The sequence below is a fragment of the Sinorhizobium sp. 22678 genome, assembly GCF_052044265.1.
Classification (GTDB): domain Bacteria; phylum Pseudomonadota; class Alphaproteobacteria; order Rhizobiales; family Rhizobiaceae; genus Sinorhizobium; species Sinorhizobium meliloti_A.
Genome location: NZ_JBQEMS010000011.1, coordinates 16,494 through 31,465, shown reverse-complemented (window position 1 = coordinate 31,465; position 14,972 = coordinate 16,494). Strand labels below are relative to the sequence as shown.

The 14,972-nt window shown below is 64.0% G+C and carries 15 protein-coding genes; 8 read left to right on the top strand and 7 right to left on the bottom strand.

Annotation, left to right across the window (positions count from 1 at the left end; genetic code table 11):
- Positions 1–48 precede the first annotated feature (48 nt).
- The 4 genes from ACTJKL_RS17595 to ACTJKL_RS17580 all read right to left on the bottom strand — a co-directional run bounded on the left by ACTJKL_RS17595 (position 49) and on the right by ACTJKL_RS17580 (position 4,068).
- Positions 49–471, bottom strand: a complete 423-nt coding sequence (locus ACTJKL_RS17595; RefSeq protein WP_324762867.1) for a hypothetical protein — start codon at positions 469–471, stop codon at positions 49–51.
- Positions 472–629: 158 nt separating this feature from the next.
- Complete coding sequence (locus ACTJKL_RS17590; protein ID WP_440853419.1) at positions 630–2,243, bottom strand: 5-guanidino-2-oxopentanoate decarboxylase; 1,614 nt, start codon at positions 2,241–2,243, stop codon at positions 630–632.
- Positions 2,240–3,430, bottom strand: a complete 1,191-nt coding sequence (locus tag ACTJKL_RS17585; RefSeq protein ID WP_275596810.1) for a pyridoxal phosphate-dependent aminotransferase — start codon at positions 3,428–3,430, stop codon at positions 2,240–2,242. The genes ACTJKL_RS17590 and ACTJKL_RS17585 overlap by 4 nt, the downstream gene beginning before the upstream one ends.
- Before the next feature lie 23 nt (positions 3,431–3,453).
- A complete protein-coding gene (locus ACTJKL_RS17580; RefSeq protein WP_027992654.1) occupies positions 3,454–4,068 on the bottom strand; it encodes a TetR family transcriptional regulator C-terminal domain-containing protein in 615 nt (204 codons plus the stop codon).
- Positions 4,069–4,337: 269 nt separating this feature from the next.
- On the opposite strand from ACTJKL_RS17580, the gene ACTJKL_RS17575 reads away from it, so the two are divergent.
- The 8 genes from ACTJKL_RS17575 to ACTJKL_RS17540 all read left to right on the top strand — a co-directional run bounded on the left by ACTJKL_RS17575 (position 4,338) and on the right by ACTJKL_RS17540 (position 11,982).
- Complete coding sequence (locus ACTJKL_RS17575) at positions 4,338–5,111, top strand: ABC transporter ATP-binding protein (protein ID WP_275596811.1); 774 nt, start codon at positions 4,338–4,340, stop codon at positions 5,109–5,111.
- A gap of 35 nt (positions 5,112–5,146) precedes the next feature.
- Positions 5,147–5,929: a transporter substrate-binding domain-containing protein gene (locus tag ACTJKL_RS17570; RefSeq protein WP_100670015.1), complete on the top strand. Its 783-nt coding sequence runs from the start codon at positions 5,147–5,149 to the stop codon at positions 5,927–5,929.
- Between the two features lie 105 nt (positions 5,930–6,034).
- Positions 6,035–6,760 (top strand): ABC transporter permease, encoded by a 726-nt coding sequence (locus ACTJKL_RS17565; RefSeq protein ID WP_018094149.1) that lies wholly within the window; start codon positions 6,035–6,037, stop codon positions 6,758–6,760.
- The gene (locus ACTJKL_RS17560; protein WP_013843943.1) at positions 6,757–7,581 is read left to right on the top strand and encodes an ABC transporter permease; all 825 of its coding nucleotides are present in this window, start codon (positions 6,757–6,759) and stop codon (positions 7,579–7,581) included. Before ACTJKL_RS17565 ends, ACTJKL_RS17560 begins: the two co-directional genes overlap by 4 nt.
- A gap of 1 nt (position 7,582) precedes the next feature.
- The gene (locus ACTJKL_RS17555; RefSeq protein WP_275596812.1) at positions 7,583–8,752 is read left to right on the top strand and encodes a M20 aminoacylase family protein; all 1,170 of its coding nucleotides are present in this window, start codon (positions 7,583–7,585) and stop codon (positions 8,750–8,752) included.
- Positions 8,753–8,966: 214 nt separating this feature from the next.
- Positions 8,967–10,448: a cytochrome ubiquinol oxidase subunit I gene (locus ACTJKL_RS17550; RefSeq protein ID WP_198516585.1), complete on the top strand. Its 1,482-nt coding sequence runs from the start codon at positions 8,967–8,969 to the stop codon at positions 10,446–10,448.
- Positions 10,438–11,442: a cytochrome d ubiquinol oxidase subunit II gene (gene cydB / locus ACTJKL_RS17545; protein ID WP_018094145.1), complete on the top strand. Its 1,005-nt coding sequence runs from the start codon at positions 10,438–10,440 to the stop codon at positions 11,440–11,442. The genes ACTJKL_RS17550 and cydB overlap by 11 nt, the downstream gene beginning before the upstream one ends.
- Before the next feature lie 234 nt (positions 11,443–11,676).
- Positions 11,677–11,982 carry a chorismate mutase family protein gene (locus ACTJKL_RS17540; protein WP_440853418.1) on the top strand — a complete coding sequence of 102 codons (306 nt, stop codon included), beginning with the start codon at positions 11,677–11,679 and terminating at the stop codon, positions 11,980–11,982.
- A gap of 18 nt (positions 11,983–12,000) precedes the next feature.
- Here the strand turns inward: ACTJKL_RS17540 and galE are convergent, their stop codons facing one another.
- From galE to mscL, 3 genes are all read right to left on the bottom strand, one after another.
- The gene (gene galE, locus ACTJKL_RS17535; RefSeq protein WP_018094143.1) at positions 12,001–13,029 is read right to left on the bottom strand and encodes a UDP-glucose 4-epimerase GalE; all 1,029 of its coding nucleotides are present in this window, start codon (positions 13,027–13,029) and stop codon (positions 12,001–12,003) included.
- Positions 13,030–13,211: 182 nt separating this feature from the next.
- On the bottom strand, positions 13,212–14,378 hold the full coding sequence (locus tag ACTJKL_RS17530; protein WP_440853417.1) for a pyridoxal phosphate-dependent aminotransferase: 1,167 nt from the start codon (positions 14,376–14,378) through the stop codon (positions 13,212–13,214).
- Positions 14,379–14,511: 133 nt separating this feature from the next.
- Positions 14,512–14,940, bottom strand: coding sequence for a large conductance mechanosensitive channel protein MscL (gene mscL, locus ACTJKL_RS17525; protein WP_018094141.1), 429 nt, complete (start codon positions 14,938–14,940; stop codon positions 14,512–14,514).
- Between the last annotated feature and the right edge of the window lie 32 nt (positions 14,941–14,972).

Sequence of the window (14,972 nt, the reverse complement as noted above, 5' to 3'; positions counted from 1 at the left end):
GCTGGGTTTTCATCAATGGCTGAGGCGGGATCGAAAGCCCTGCCGAACTCAAACGATGGCGGCCGACGGTGGCGGCGCGCGGATGCACTCGTTCTGACACGGTGCGCCGCCTGCGATTTCGGCTCGCGGCAGAGTTGGAGCAGGAGAATCCTCGGGCGCAGCGAGCGCAACGCGTTGGAGCTGGATGAACGGCGCCGGATCGCCGCCGACCATCGACTTGCCGTCCGCGCGCTCGCCGCTGAAACGCAGGTCGGGCAGTGCAACCGCCCTGCATATCTGGCGGGCGACCGGCCGGTCGGAGGAACCTGTATCGGGTTGAGCGACATTGCCGGCCGGCGCTCCGGCCGCACGGCTTGCTGCACTCTGGCCGACCGCAATGACCTGCATGGATAGAGAGGCGCAGAACAGCCACAGCACGGCGAGAAGCCGGCTGGCGTGCATGCTCCTGCTGCCACCACCCATGAGGTCCATCTAGGACGCGGTCCCTTTCTCTTTGCGTCCGGTCTATCCGCGATCGAACGCAAGCGAGACAATTCAGCCCGAGCACCAAGCTACACGAAGAACGTGGCCGGATTCGAGCATGTGCGCTCTTAACATCACTCCGGGCCGTAAAAGTCAAATCCGGGCCGTCACGCTGTAGCGCCGGCGGTTCTCTCCTGGTGGATTTCGATGAGCGAAGGCCCCGGGCGCGACGCCGCATCGGCGAGAGCGCGCGGCAAATCCTTCACGGTCGCCAGCCGCTCTGCAGGCAGTCCGTAGGCTTTGGCGGTCAGCAGGAAATCGGGCGCGGAAGGTTTTACGCCCTCCGGCGTGATCCCCGATTCGACCATGTAGGACTCGATTTCCCGGTATCCGTCATTGTTCCAGACGAGGAAGACGACCCTGGCATGCGCATCCACCGCCGAACCGATCTCAGCCAGAGAAAACTGGAACCCGCCATCGCCGACGAGGCATATGACCGGCCGCCCCCGATCGGCGACCGCAGCGCCTACCGCGGCGGGAGGCGCATAGCCGAGCGAGCCGTAGCCCGTCGCCGAATTGAACCACGCCCTTTGCCGCGGTGCATCGCAATAGAGGTTGCCGGCATAGACGGCCTGGGTCGAGTCCCCGACGATGGTGCAGTCGGGAAGCGTCCGGTAGATCGCCTCGACGACGCCGATTTCCGCAAGCATTTTCGGTGTCAGCTCCTTCAGCGCCTGCCTGCGCGCGGCCTCCGCCCGCGAGGCTCCATTCTTGGCTGACGCATGGTCCGGCAGGAAGCCCAGAATGCCCGCAGTCGCAGCCTTCGCGCCGGAAAGTATCGAAAGTGCTGCTTTAGGTCCGCGCGCGAGCTGCGCCGCATCGATGTCGGTGCGAATAAGGTTCTTCAGCAGCGGAAAGCCGCCATCCGCATAGAGATCGTAATCGGTCTGGCCCATTTCGGTGCCGAGCGCCAGCACGAGGTCCGCCTCCCGCAACAGCTCGCGTATCGCCTTGAGGCTCGGGCTTGCCGGTACCCGGAGCGGATGGCCGGCAAGCATGCCGCGGGCGTTGACCGTCGTGACCACCGGCGCACCGATCCGCTCGGCGAGTTCCCGCACTTCGGCTTCCGCCGTCAGGGCGCCGCCGCCGCACAGAATGACGGGCCGGACGGCTTCGGCGCAGAGGATCGCCGCCCTTTGCAGCGTTTCGCTGTCGGAGCGCGGGCGGGTCGCCGCCGCCGGCTTTGCCGGACGACCCTCGATCTTCAGGGCCATCACGTCGGTCGGGATTTCGATATGGACCGGGCCCGACCGGCCGGAAAGCAGCACGGCAAAGGCGCGGTCGACGACGAGCGGCAGATCGGCGGGGTTGAGAAGCGTGTGCGAATAGAGCGCCAGCGTCTTCATCATTCCATTCTGATCGGGCAGCTCGTGCAGCAGCCCCCGGCCATGCCCGAGGGAATCCCGGCGGTTGACGCCGGAGATCACGAGCATCGGGATCGAGTCCTGCCGGGCTTGCGCCATGGCGGTGATCGTATTGGTAACGCCCGGACCGGTGATCACGAGGGCCACGCCAGGCTTGCCGCTGACGCGTGCATAACCGTCGGCCATGAAGCCCGCACCCTGTTCGTGGCGCGGCGTGACGTGGCGAATATTCGATGCGGCAAGGCCCCGGTAAAGTTCGACCGTATGCACGCCCGGAATGCCGAATACGACCTCCACTCCGTTTGCCTCCAGGAGATCGACAAGGGTCTCGCCGACGGTTTTCGATTCGACTGTCATGCGCGGCGCTCCTTGCGGGTGGTGCAGCGTTCGGCCAGTGCGGCGATGCGGCGGCAGGCCTCCTCGATGGCGGCATCCGGAACGGTGAGGCTCACGCGCAGAAAGTTGCGTGCCTTGTCGCCGAAGGACGACCCCGGCATGACCGCAACTCCCTCCTCTTCCAGGAGCGCCCAGGCGAAGGCTTCGCCGGAGAGGCCCGTGCCGGAGACGTCGATCAGCGCAAACATACCCGCTTCCGGCGGCAGCACCGAAACCCCGGACGCCCCCGCAAGACCGTCGATGATCCGCCGGGCACGCCGGCTGTAGGATTTCCGCATCTGCCTCGCCGTATCGATGTCATGCGTCAGCGCGTAAGCGGTCATATCGGCGATGAACGGCTGCTGGCCGAAAAGCATGGTCTCGGAGATCGGCAGCAGGCGCTCGGTGAACTCGGCCGGGCCGACGGCCCAGCCGCTGCGAAAGCCGGGTGCTGCATGCGACTTCGAAATGGACGAGACGACCACGGTGCGTTCGGCAAGATCGGGATTGTCGAACGGCGAAGCGAAGAGCGCATCGAAGACGAGCTCCTCATAGACCTCGTCGCAGACGATCCAGAGATCGTGACGGCGCGCGACTTCACCGATCGCCGCAATCTCTTCCGCCGTCAAAACGGCGCCGGTGGGGTTGTGCGGCGTATTGAGGAGCAGCACGCGGCATTCGGGCGTGACCGCATTTTCCAGATCCTCCGCCCGCATGTGGAATCCGTTTTCCGGGTCAAGCGGTACGAATACCGGATGGGCCCCCGTGGACCGGATGACGCCTTCATAGGTCGCGTACAGGGGGTCTCCGACGAGCACGCCGTCGCCCGTCTCGGCAAGCGCGAACATCACGGCAAAGAGCGCCGTCTGCGTTCCCGGGAAGCAAAGAATGTTCTCCGCGGTCACGGCGGCACGGCGGCGACGGTATTTTTCGGTAAGCGCCGCCACGACCGCCGGCTCTCCGCGGCCGTTTGAATAGCGGTAGCGCCCCGCATTCATCGCCCGCTGGCACTCTTCCAGAAGCGCGCGGTCAGGCGGCAGATCCGGTTCGCCGATTGTGAGCTCGATGAGCTCGGCGCCACTCGCCTTCAGCTGACGTGCGCGGGTGTGCAGCGTCCATTTGCCGGAACCGAGCTCGGCAAGACGTGATGTGATCGACGCGTAGCGCAAGTATTCACTCCCTCATTCGTTTTCTATTTTTCGATCCGAAGACCGAGCAGGGCTTCGACCGAGGCCATGGCGATGCCGACCAGTTCGCCCTCGCGAAAGAGATCGCCGGCTAGGCAGCCTTCGACCCATAGCCCGTCCACGAGGCCGTTGATCGCGATTGCGTAGCGGCGGCACTCCTCGGGACCGGCGGGCCGGCCCTTGGCCGCAAGAAAATCGCTGAGCAACTCCTGCAACGCGTTGCGAAAGGCGAGGTAGCCGTCGCGATGGATTTCCGCGAGCACCGGATCGACCCGCACCTGGCTGATGAAAGCGGCCCAGAGCGAGATGCTGCGGCTGTCGGCGACCGGCTCGGTCAGATTGATGGCGATGAAATCCTTGAGACGCGTCGCCGGATCGCCCTCGACGTTCTTCGCCTTCTCCGTGAGAGAGGCGATGACGGCGCGGTATGCCTCCGCAACCATCTGGTCTTTGGATTCGAAATAATGACGGACGAGCCCTGCGGTAACGCCGGCGCGAACGGCGATCTGGCGCACAGTCGCACCCTTGAGGCCGAATTCCGAGATGCAGTCCAGCGTCGCCTCGATCAGTTCCTGGCGCCGCTCGCCCTCGGGGGCGCGATAGAAGCTGCGCCGGTTCACCGCATACCCCGCGCCGTGCCGTTCAGCCAGATCGTCATTGCCTGCCAACCGGTTGGGCTCATGCGTTGCTCCCGGGAATGACCGTTGTTGCGAGGAGCGTCAGAAAATCGACGCGGGTGTTATTATACGCTTGAATAATAGCGACACAAGTGCAACGATGCCTTCCAGAAACAGCGTGACAAGCCGAAGATGCTGCACGAGAGAACGACCAGGGGAACTGTTTTTATGGCTTCAACGAGCGTTCCGCGAACGAGAGGAGCCGCGCGCCGATGACGGATGCGGCCCAGGCAATCGCGGTTACCGACCTCCACAAGCGTTTCGGGCCATTGGAAGTGCTGAAGGGCGTATCGCTGAGCGCGCAGCAGGGCGACGTCATCGCGATCATCGGCGGCAGCGGTTCCGGCAAATCCACGCTTCTCCGTTGCATCAACATGTTGGAACTGCCCTCGGCCGGCCAGATCAGCGTGCACGGAGAAGAGATCCGCATGACGCCGGACGGACACGGCGGATTGATGCCGGCCGACCGCAAGCAGGTCCAGCGGATCCGCACCCAGCTCGGCATGGTTTTCCAAAGCTTCAATCTCTGGCAGCACATGACGATTCTCCAGAATGTCATCGAGGCGCCGGTGCACGTACTCGGCAAAACGAAGGCCGAAGCGGTTGAGACGGCCGAGGCGCTGCTCCGCCGGGTCGGCCTTTACGAGAAACGGGATGCCTATCCGGCTTTCCTGTCCGGCGGCCAGCAGCAACGCGCCGCCATTGCCCGGGCGCTTGCGATCCAGCCGCTGGTCATGCTCTTCGACGAGCCGACCTCTGCGCTCGATCCGGAACTCGTCGGCGAAGTGCTTTCGGTCATCGGCGATCTGGCGCGGGAAAAGCGGACGATGGTGCTCGTGACCCATGAGATGAAATTCGCGCGTGACGTCGCCACTCACATCGTTTTCCTGCACAACGGCGTGATCGAGGAACAGGGTCCGCCAGAGGCGATCTTCGGCGCTCCGAAATCCGAAAGGCTCAAGAAGTTCATCAGCTCCATTCACTGAATTCCGCAATGCTCAACAACCAAAAAGGGAACGGCATGAAGAAGACATTGAAACTCGTGGCGCTCGCCGCCGCCCTGGCCATCACGGGTGCGGCCGCCGCCTCGGCCCAACAGGTCAAGGTGGGAATTGCGGCGGAGCCTTATCCGCCCTTCACTTCGCCTGACGCCAGCGGCAACTGGCAAGGCTGGGAGATCGAGTTCATGAAGGCCATGTGCGCCGAGGCCAAGCTCGACTGCGTCGTCACCCCGGTTGCCTGGGACGGCATCATTCCGGCCCTGACCTCCAAGAAGATCGACATGATCATCGGCTCGATGTCGATCACCGCGGAGCGGCTGAAGACCATCGACTTCTCCGACAAGTACTACAATACGCCGACCGGCATCATCGGCGCCAAGGGCGACGACATCAAGCCGACGCCGGAGGGTCTCGCCGGCAAGACGATCGGGGTGCAGGTGTCGACCGTGCACCAGGCCTATGCCGTGAAACACTTTGCGCCGGCCGGCGTCGAAGTGAAGGAATATCAGACGCAGGACGAGGCGAACCAGGACCTCGCCGCCGGCCGCGTCGATGCCGTCCAGGCTGACGCGATCGCCCTCGATGCCTTCCTGAAAAGCGATCAGGGCAAGCAGTGTTGCGATTACAAGGGCGAGGTCGCCGAGGACGTCGACGTCATCGGACCCGGCGTCGGCGTAGGGTTGCGCAAGGGAGAGACGGAACTGAAGGAAAAGATCAACGCGGCGATCAAGGCGATCCGCGAGAACGGCACCTACGACGCCTTCTCGAAGAAATACTTCGACTTCGACATCTACGGCGGATAACCGCAACCGGCCGGCGGTCCGGGCGATCGCCGGCCTGAATTCGTGTTCGAGCGGGATGCGGATTGCGGACATCGTCCGTGATCCCGCTCTGTTTAAGAGGCTGCCGTGCTCGGTGATTCCTTTATCAACTGGAGCCTGCTTTCGCTCTCGGCGCCCGGCTGGGGCGGTGTCCTGCTGCAGGGTTTCCTCAGCTCGATCGAGATCGCAGTCGGCGGCTATGCGCTCGGGCTCGCACTCGGTATCGGCGGGGCCTTCGGCAAGCTCTATGGCGGGCCGGTGCTTCGCGATCTTCTGGAGTGTTACACGACGGTGGTTCGCGCGGTGCCCGAACTGGTACTCATCCTGCTTCTCTACTATGCCGGCACCGATCTTCTGAACCAGTTCCTGGGCGCCATCGGGGTCGGAGCCGTCGATATCAGCGGGCTCGTGGCCGGCATCTTCGTGATCGGGGTCGTGCAGGGCGCCTATTCGACGGAGGTGCTTCGCGGAGCGATCAAGGCGGTTCCCGCCGGTCAGATCGAGGCGGCGCGCGCTTACGGCATGTCGCCGCTCCTGGTGCTGCGGCGCATCACGCTTCCGGCGATGCTGCCCTATGCCATCCCCGGGCTTGCCAATCTGTGGCTGATCGCCACCAAGGACACGGCTTTGCTCGCTGTCGTCGGTTTCAGCGAGCTGACGCTGGTCACCCGGCAGGCGGCAGGCGCCACCAAGGCCTATCTCCTCTTCTTCTGCGCCGCCGGCGCGCTCTATCTGACGCTGACGCTCGTTTCCAATGTCTTCATCGGCATGGTCGAACGCCGTGCGCGACGCGGCTTCGCGGAGCAACGATGACCGACGAAACCACCCACGCGCTCGCATACACGCCGGAAGACCTCCCGAGAAAGGAGAGTTTCCTCAAGCCCCATCGCATCGTGCTGATGCTTCTCTTCGCGGCGCTCGTGGTGGCGGTCGCGGTCTTCATGCGCTGGGACTGGCTGCCGCGTTACCTGCCGAGGCTCGGCTCCGGCATTCTCGTAAGCTTGGCGATGCTCTTCAGCACCGCGATCCTCGGCTTCCTCCTGGCCGTGCCGCTCGGCCTCGCCCAGGTGACCGGCCCCTGGTTCTTCAAGGCTCCGGCCCGCATCTTCTGTACCGTCATCCGCGGTACGCCGCTGCTGCTGCAGCTATGGCTTCTCTATTACGGGCTCGGCTCGCTCTTTCCACAGTTCCCCGCGATCCGGCAATCCTTTCTCTGGCCTTATCTGCGCGAGGCCTGGCCCTATGGGGTGGCGGCGCTCACGGTATCCTTCGCCGCATATGAGGGCGAGGTCATGCGCGGCGCGTTCGCCGGCGTGCCGTCCGGGGAGCTGGAGGCCGCCCGTGCCTACGGCATGGGCCGCTGGACGATGTTCCGGCGCATCTGGCTGCCGCGGGCGATCCACCGCGCGCTGCCCACCCTCAACGGCGAGACCGTGCTGCAATTGAAATCCACGCCGCTCGTCGCGACAATCACCGTCGTCGACGTCTATGCGGTGATCTCGAAGGTGCGGCAGGAAACCTACCTGACCTATGAGCCGCTCCTGCTGCTCGCGGCGATCTACATGTGCTTGACGGCCATCCTGGTCGTGGCCTTCCGTTACTTCGAAAACCGCATACCCACCCGTGGTGCCTGACATGAAGCTTTCCGCCTCCATCGACAATGCCATGCCGGAACTCGTCGCTATCCGACGCGATCTGCACGCCCATCCCGAACTTGGGCTCGAAGAAACGCGGACGTCCGCCTTCATCGCCCGCCATCTTGAAGCACTCGGCTATGAGGTGACGACGGGCCTGGCGAAGACAGGCGTGGTCGGCACGCTGAGATCCGGCACCGGGTCGCGCTCGATCGGCATCCGCGCCGATATCGATGCGCTGCCGATCCAGGAGGAAACCGGGGCCGCCTATGCAAGCACGAAGCCGGGCTTGATGCATGCCTGCGGTCATGACGGCCATACGACGATGCTGCTCGGCGCGGCCCGTGCGCTTGCCGAGCGAAAGAATTTCGACGGCACGATCCACCTCATCTTCCAGCCTGCGGAGGAGAATGCGGGCGGTGCGAAAATCTTGGTCGACGAGGGTCTCTTCGACAGATTTCCCTGCGATGCCGTGTTCGCGCTCCACAACGAACCGAACCTGCCCTTCGGCCAGTTCGCTCTGCGCGAGGGCCCGATCATGGCGGCGGTCGACGAGGCGCGAATCACCGTTCACGGCTGCGGCGGCCACGGCGCCGAACCGCAGGAGACCGCCGATCCTATCGTTTGCGGCGCCAGCATGGTCATGGCGCTGCAAACCATCGTCGCACGCAACATCCATCCGATGGACCCCTCCGTCGTGACCGTCGGCGCGTTTCACGCCGGCTCCGCCAGCAACATCATTCCGGAGCGCGCAGAGATCGTCGTCGGCATACGCTCCTTCGATCCGGGTGTCCGCGACGAGCTCGAACGCCGCATCCGGATGATCGCCGAGGCTCAAGCGGCAAGCTTCGGCATGCGCGCAACCGTCGATTACGAGCGAAGCTACGATGCGACGATCAACCACAAGGCGGAGACTGATTTCCTCCGCGAGGCCGCCATCCGCTTCGCAGGCGCCGACAAGGTCGTCGATCTCGCCCGGCCGTTCATGGGAAGCGAGGACTTCGCCTATATGCTCAAGGAAAGGCCCGGCAGCTATTTCTTCCTGGGCTCGCGGGTGACGGGCGAGGAAAAATCGCTCCACCACCCCGGCTATGATTTCAACGACGATCTGCTGCCTATCGGCGCTGCCTTCTGGACCGAGCTCGCCGAGGCCTACCTCGCGCGCCGGTGATTTCTCGGAGTGCTTTCCTCAACCCTGTTCACGTCACAGAGATGAGGCCAGAGAGCGTGACACGGCAGGCTGCGTAGAGGACGCTGTCGCACGCGGGGCTGCCCTGATGGGCACCGCTTCAAAGTGCCGCGGGCGAACGATTGCCGCAGTGTGACAACGTGACGGTCCGCCCGTCATTGACCTTTGGCAATATTGCGTCAGATTCAATCACACGATGCAGATCGCAAATGCCGGACGCCGTTCGCGTCTGAGCTTGCGGTTTCCGCCCGAAAGGATCAGCGCCGTGTTCGAAGCCTTTGACGCAACTGTCCTTGCACGCATACAGTTCGCCTTCACCGTCTCCTTCCACATCATCTTCCCGGCCTTCTCCATCGGGCTTGCCAGCTATCTGGCCGTTCTCGAAGCGCTCTGGCTCTGGAAGAAGGACGAGGTCTATCTGGAGCTCTTCAACTTCTGGAAGACGATCTTCGCCGTCGCTTTCGGCATGGGCGTCGTCTCCGGCATCGTTATGTCCTACCAGTTCGGCACCAACTGGAGCGTGTTTTCCGACAAGGCCGGGCCGGTAATCGGGCCGTTGATGGGCTACGAGGTGCTGACCGCCTTCTTCCTGGAAGCGGGCTTTCTCGGCGTCATGCTTTTCGGCCTCAACCGGGTCGGCCCGAAGTTGCATTTTTTCGCAACCGCCATGGTCGCGCTTGGCACCCTGATCTCGGCCACCTGGATCCTCGCGGTGAACTCCTGGATGCAGACGCCCGCCGGCTTCTCCGTCAACGAGGCCGGGCAGTTCATTCCCGACGATTGGTGGGCGGTCATCTTCAATCCATCGTTCCCGTATCGGCTGACGCACATGGTGCTCGCCGCCTATCTGACGACGGCCTTCGTCGTCGGCGCCTGCGGGGCTTGGCACCTCCTGCGCAAGACCGCGCCGCGGCGCGCCCGCACGATGTTCTCAATGGCCATGTGGATGGCGGCGATCGTCGCGCCGATCCAGATCTTCGCCGGCGACCAGCACGGACTCAACACGCTCGAACATCAGCCGGCAAAGGTAATGGCGATGGAAGGGCATTATCAAAGCCATCCGGAAGGCGCGCCGCTGATCCTCTTCGGCATGCCGAACTCCGCCGAGAAGCGCGTCGACTACGCGCTCGAGATCCCGAAGCTTTCGAGCCTGATCCTCAAGCACTCGCTCGACGCGCCCCTTGCCGGTCTCGACACCATACCAGAGGACCGGCACCCGCCGGTCGCCATCGTCTTCTGGTCGTTTCGCGTGATGGTGGCGATCGGCTTCGCCATGCTCGGTCTCGGCCTCTGGAGCCTCTGGTGTCGGCTGCGCGGCACGCTCGACACGAATGCCGCGCTCCACCGCGCGGCGGTGCTCATGGGCCCGGCTGGCTTCGTGGCGGTGCTTGCCGGCTGGATCACCACGGAGGTCGGGCGGCAGCCCTACACGATCTATGGGCACCTTTTGACGGCGGACTCGATCTCCCCGATCGCAGCGCCGGCTGTGGGCGCCTCGCTCGTCGCCTTCATCATCGTCTATTTTCTCGTTTTCGGCGCCGGCACCTTCTACATCCTGCGGCTGATGGCACGCCTGCCGCGCGATGCGAGGCCGGAACTCGACGAAGGACCCTTGCGCACGGCCGGAGTGACGCCCGGGCCGGCAACAGCCAACCAGGGAGGCCATCATGGCCATTGATCTGCCACTGATCTGGGCCGCGATCATCGCCTTTGCGGTGCTTGCCTATGTCGTTCTCGACGGCTTCGACCTCGGCGTCGGGATATTGTTTCCGTTTTTCCCCGAAAAGCATGACCGCGACGTCATGATGAACTCCGTGGCCCCGGTATGGGACGGCAATGAAACCTGGCTCGTGCTCGGCGGCGGAGGGTTGCTCGCCGTATTTCCGCTCGCCTATGCGACGATCCTGCCCGCACTTTACGCGCCTATCATCGCCATGCTGATCGGCCTCATCTTCCGCGGCGTGGCCTTCGAGTACCGCTGGCGCACGCAGCGCGGCGAATTCCTGTGGAACTGGGCCTTTGCGGGCGGCTCGATGCTCGCTGCCTTCGCGCAAGGCCTGGCGCTCGGCGCCCTCGTGCAGGGCATCCCGGTCGAGAACCGGGCCTATGTCGGCGGCTGGTGGGACTGGCTGACGCCGTTTTCAATCGCGACCGGGGTGGCGATCGTTATTGGCTATGCGCTTCTTGGAGCGACCTGGCTGGTCATGAAGACCCGTGGCGAGCTCGCCGAACGCGCGCGCGGCGTCGCGCTTCGAACCGCTCTCGCCACGGTTGCGGCAATGGGCGTCGTCAGCCTCTGGACGCCGTTTCTCGAGCCGGTCTATCTGGAGCGCTGGTTCGGATGGCCGACGGCGATCTTCAGCGTCATCGTGCCGCTGCTCGTCCTCGGCTGCCTTTACCTTCTTCTCAAGGGCATCCGCGACCGGCACGATGTCCAGCCCTTCATCGCCGCGCTCGGCCTGTTCGTACTCGGCTATATCGGCATCGGCATCAGCTTCTATCCCTTCATGGTGCCGCCTTCGCTGACGATCTGGGATGCCGCCGCGCCGGACGAGAGCCTCGCCTTCCTGCTCGTCGGCGCGCTTGTGCTGGTGCCGATGATTCTCGCCTATACCGCCTATGCCTACTGGGTGTTCCGCGGCAAGGTCGATCCGGAGGAGGGCTATCATTGACGCGCTCCAGCGGCACTGCCCGCAAGCTTCTCTGGTTCGTGGGCCTATGGGCCGCCGGCGTCGCGGCGGTCAGCATTGTCGGTCTTGCGATCAAGCTTGCTCTCGGCGCGTGAAAACCCCCGCTGCAGCGGAGCCGTCACGCTGCGTCGGTTTAACCCCTTCTCAGCCGGCGCCCCCTTTGCTAGCAGTTCGGCGCTATCAAATGGGGCGGCCTCCGCTCCGCGAGGATCCGACATGCAGAAAACACCGGCAGAATGCACGACGATGGACGATATACGTGCGGAGATCGACCGCCTCGACCGCGCCTTGATGACGCTTTTCGCCGAACGCTGGGGCTATATCGAGCGCGCCGCGGAGATCAAACGCCCGCTCAACCTCAAGGCGGACATCCCGGCACGGGTGGCGGAGGTGAAGGAAAACGCGCGCCGGAACGCGGTCGAGCTCGGCCTCGATCCGGACTTCTACGAACGATTCTGGGGACAACTCGTCGAACGTGCCATTGCGCACGAGCGGAAACTGCTCGGAGAGGACCACGCCTGAAGGCTTCACCCGACGGGCTCAGCCGTTCGCGATCAACCGCTCGTCCTGTTCCTCGTCGAAGCTGTTCTTGCGGCCGAGATGGCTTTCCCAGTCGAAGGCGCTCCGGACGATATGCTCGAGGCTCGCATGCGTCGGGACCCAGTCGAGCTTCAGCCGGGCTACGGAAGAGTCGGCGACGATTTGCGCCGGATCGCCCGGACGCCGGGGCGCGTAGTCCACCATAAAATCGCGGCCGGAAACCTGGCGCACAGTATCGAGCACCTGCAGCACCGAGAAGCCGTGGCCGTAACCGCAATTGGCAACCAACGGTTCACCGTCAGCCCGCAGATAGGCGAGCGCGCTCCTGTGTGCCGCCACGAGATCACTCACATGGATATAGTCTCTGACGCCGGTACCGTCCGCCGTCGGATAGTCCGTCCCCAGGACATCGACCTTCCGACGCCTCCCGAGCGCCGCCTCGCAGGCGACCTTGATCAGATGCGTCGCGCCGAAGGTGGACTGGCCGGCGCGGCCGAGCGGGTCGGCCCCGGCCACGTTGAAATAGCGCAACGCGACAAAACGGAAATCATGCGCGGCCGCGGCGTCCTGCAGCATCATCTCCGACATCAGCTTGGAGCGGCCGTAGGGACTCTGGGGCCGCAGGGCGGCCGTCTCGCCGACCGGATCGGACGTATCCTGGGTTCCATAGACGGCGGCGGTCGAAGAAAAGACGAAATGGCGAACGCCGGCCTCGATGGTTGCGGCAATGAGCGTGCGCGTATTGGCCGTATTGTTTTCATAATAGGCAAGCGGGTTGGCGACCGATTCCGGTACGACGGCCGAGCCCGCAAAATGGACGACCGAGTCGATATCGTTCTCGGCAAAGACCCGCTGGAGCAGCGCCCGGTCACCGACATCGCCGAAGTAGAAGCGCGCCTCCGGTGCGACCGCCCAGCGAAATCCAGTCGACAGACAGTCGAGCACCACCACCGCTTCGCCGCCGTCGAGCAGCGACCATACCATGTGGCTGCCGATATAACCTGCTCCGCCTGTTACCAATACGGCCATTTCCCCGTCCCCTGTCCTCAGCATATGCGGGATCAGAAAAGACGCGTTCGCGTTTCAGAAATTCTAAATCGGGGCGCTGTTCGCCGGCAGGCAGCGGCTATTCTCGGTGGGGTGGTTAAGGTTCCGCCGCACCGATCGCTCGGATTTTACCGATTGGCCGTATCCTCGCCGAAAATGCCCCGTCAGCGGCTGAGGATGTAGCGCTGCAAGCGCTCCGCGGCCTCGGCGATCTGGAGCGGATCACGCAGGAAGCAGGCGCGCATGAAAAGCGCTCCGCCCTCGCCGAAGGCCGTCCCCGGGGCCAGACCGACGCCGGTCCGGTCGACGAGGTCGAGCGCCGCGGCCCGCGAGTCGGTGACGCCGTCGATCTTCAGGAAGGCGTAGAGCGCGCCATCAGGTTTCAGCGTTTCGACGCGGTTGGTCGCGATCAGCGCATCGCAGAGCGTATCGCGGTTGCGCTTCGCCTTGGCAATGTTCTCGTCGACGAAGCCGTCGCCTTCATCGAGCGCGGTGACTGCCCCGCGCTGCATGAACTGCGCGACACCGGAGGTCGAATACTGGATGAGATTTTCGAGCACCTGCCCCATCGCCGGCGGCGCGACGATCCACCCGACACGCCAGCCGGTCATGGACCAGTTCTTGGAAAAGGAATTGACGAAGAGGATGCGGTCATCCTCCTCCATCACGTCGAGGAAGGACGGCGCCCGGCCGCCGAGATAATAGTAGAGCGCGTAGATCTCGTCGGCGATGATCCAGAGTCCATGTTGACGCGCGAGCGCCAGAATGGCCCTGAGATCCTCGTAAGTGGCGGTCCAACCGGTGGGGTTGGACGGCGTGTTGATGAACAGCGCCCGCGTTCTCTCCCCGATCGCCGCCTGAAGACGTTCGGGATCGAGCTGCCATTTGCCGCCTTCGAATTGCAATGGAACGGCGACCGGGCGAACGCCGGAGAGGTCCGCAGCGGCCGCGAAATTCGGCCAGGCGGGCGTCAGCAGAACCACCTCGTCGCCGGGAGAGCCTACCGCTTCGATCGCAAGCTTGATCGCCTGCATTCCCGAACCGGTAACATAGAAATTCTCGGGCGAAAGCGCCTTCTGGAACCGGCGCTGGTAATAGCGGACCAGCGCCTCGCGCAGCGGCGGGATGCCGCGCTGCCAGGTGTAGAAGGTCTCGCCGGCCATCAACGCGTCGGCCGCCGCGCGACTGACGAAATCCGGCGTCGGCAGATCACCTTCGCCGACCCAGAGCGGGATCAGTCCTTCGCGCCCGCGCGCATAGTTGACCACTTCGACGATGCCGCTTTCGGGCGCTGCCGTCGCGCGGGGGCTGAGACTGGTCATGATCGTCATCGGCGGGCTCCTGATTGCCCGCCGTTTCTAGACGCTTTGGCGTCGGCGATCACGCGAATTTCTCTGACCTGTTTATCGAATTTTGTGATGTTTCCATCACTCGGCGGCACCGAGCCGCCGCGTGATCCGCGTCTCAGGCGCGCTGCTTCAGGAGATCGCGAATTTCCGAGAGAAGCAGGATGTCCTGCGGCGGAGGTGCGGACGGGGGCGGCGCCTTATCCCTTTCCACCGACGCACGCGCGCGATTCACGAGCTTGATCAGCAGGAAGATGATCCAGGCGAGGATCAGGAAGTTGATGAGCACCGTGATGAAATTGCCATAGGCAAAGACCGCGCCCTGTTCGCGTGCGGCTGCGAGCGTCGGCGCGGTAACACTAGCGGAGAGCGGCAGGAAATAGTTGGAGAAGTCGAAGCCGCCGCCGGTGATCGCTCCCACGACCGGCATGACGAGGTCGTTGACGACCGAATCGACGATCTTGCTAAAGGCCGCACCGATGATCACGCCGACCGCAAGGTCCATGACGTTGCCGCGGGCGATAAACTCCTTGAATTCGTTCAGCATGCCTCTCTCCTCGAAATACCCCCGAACGTCCA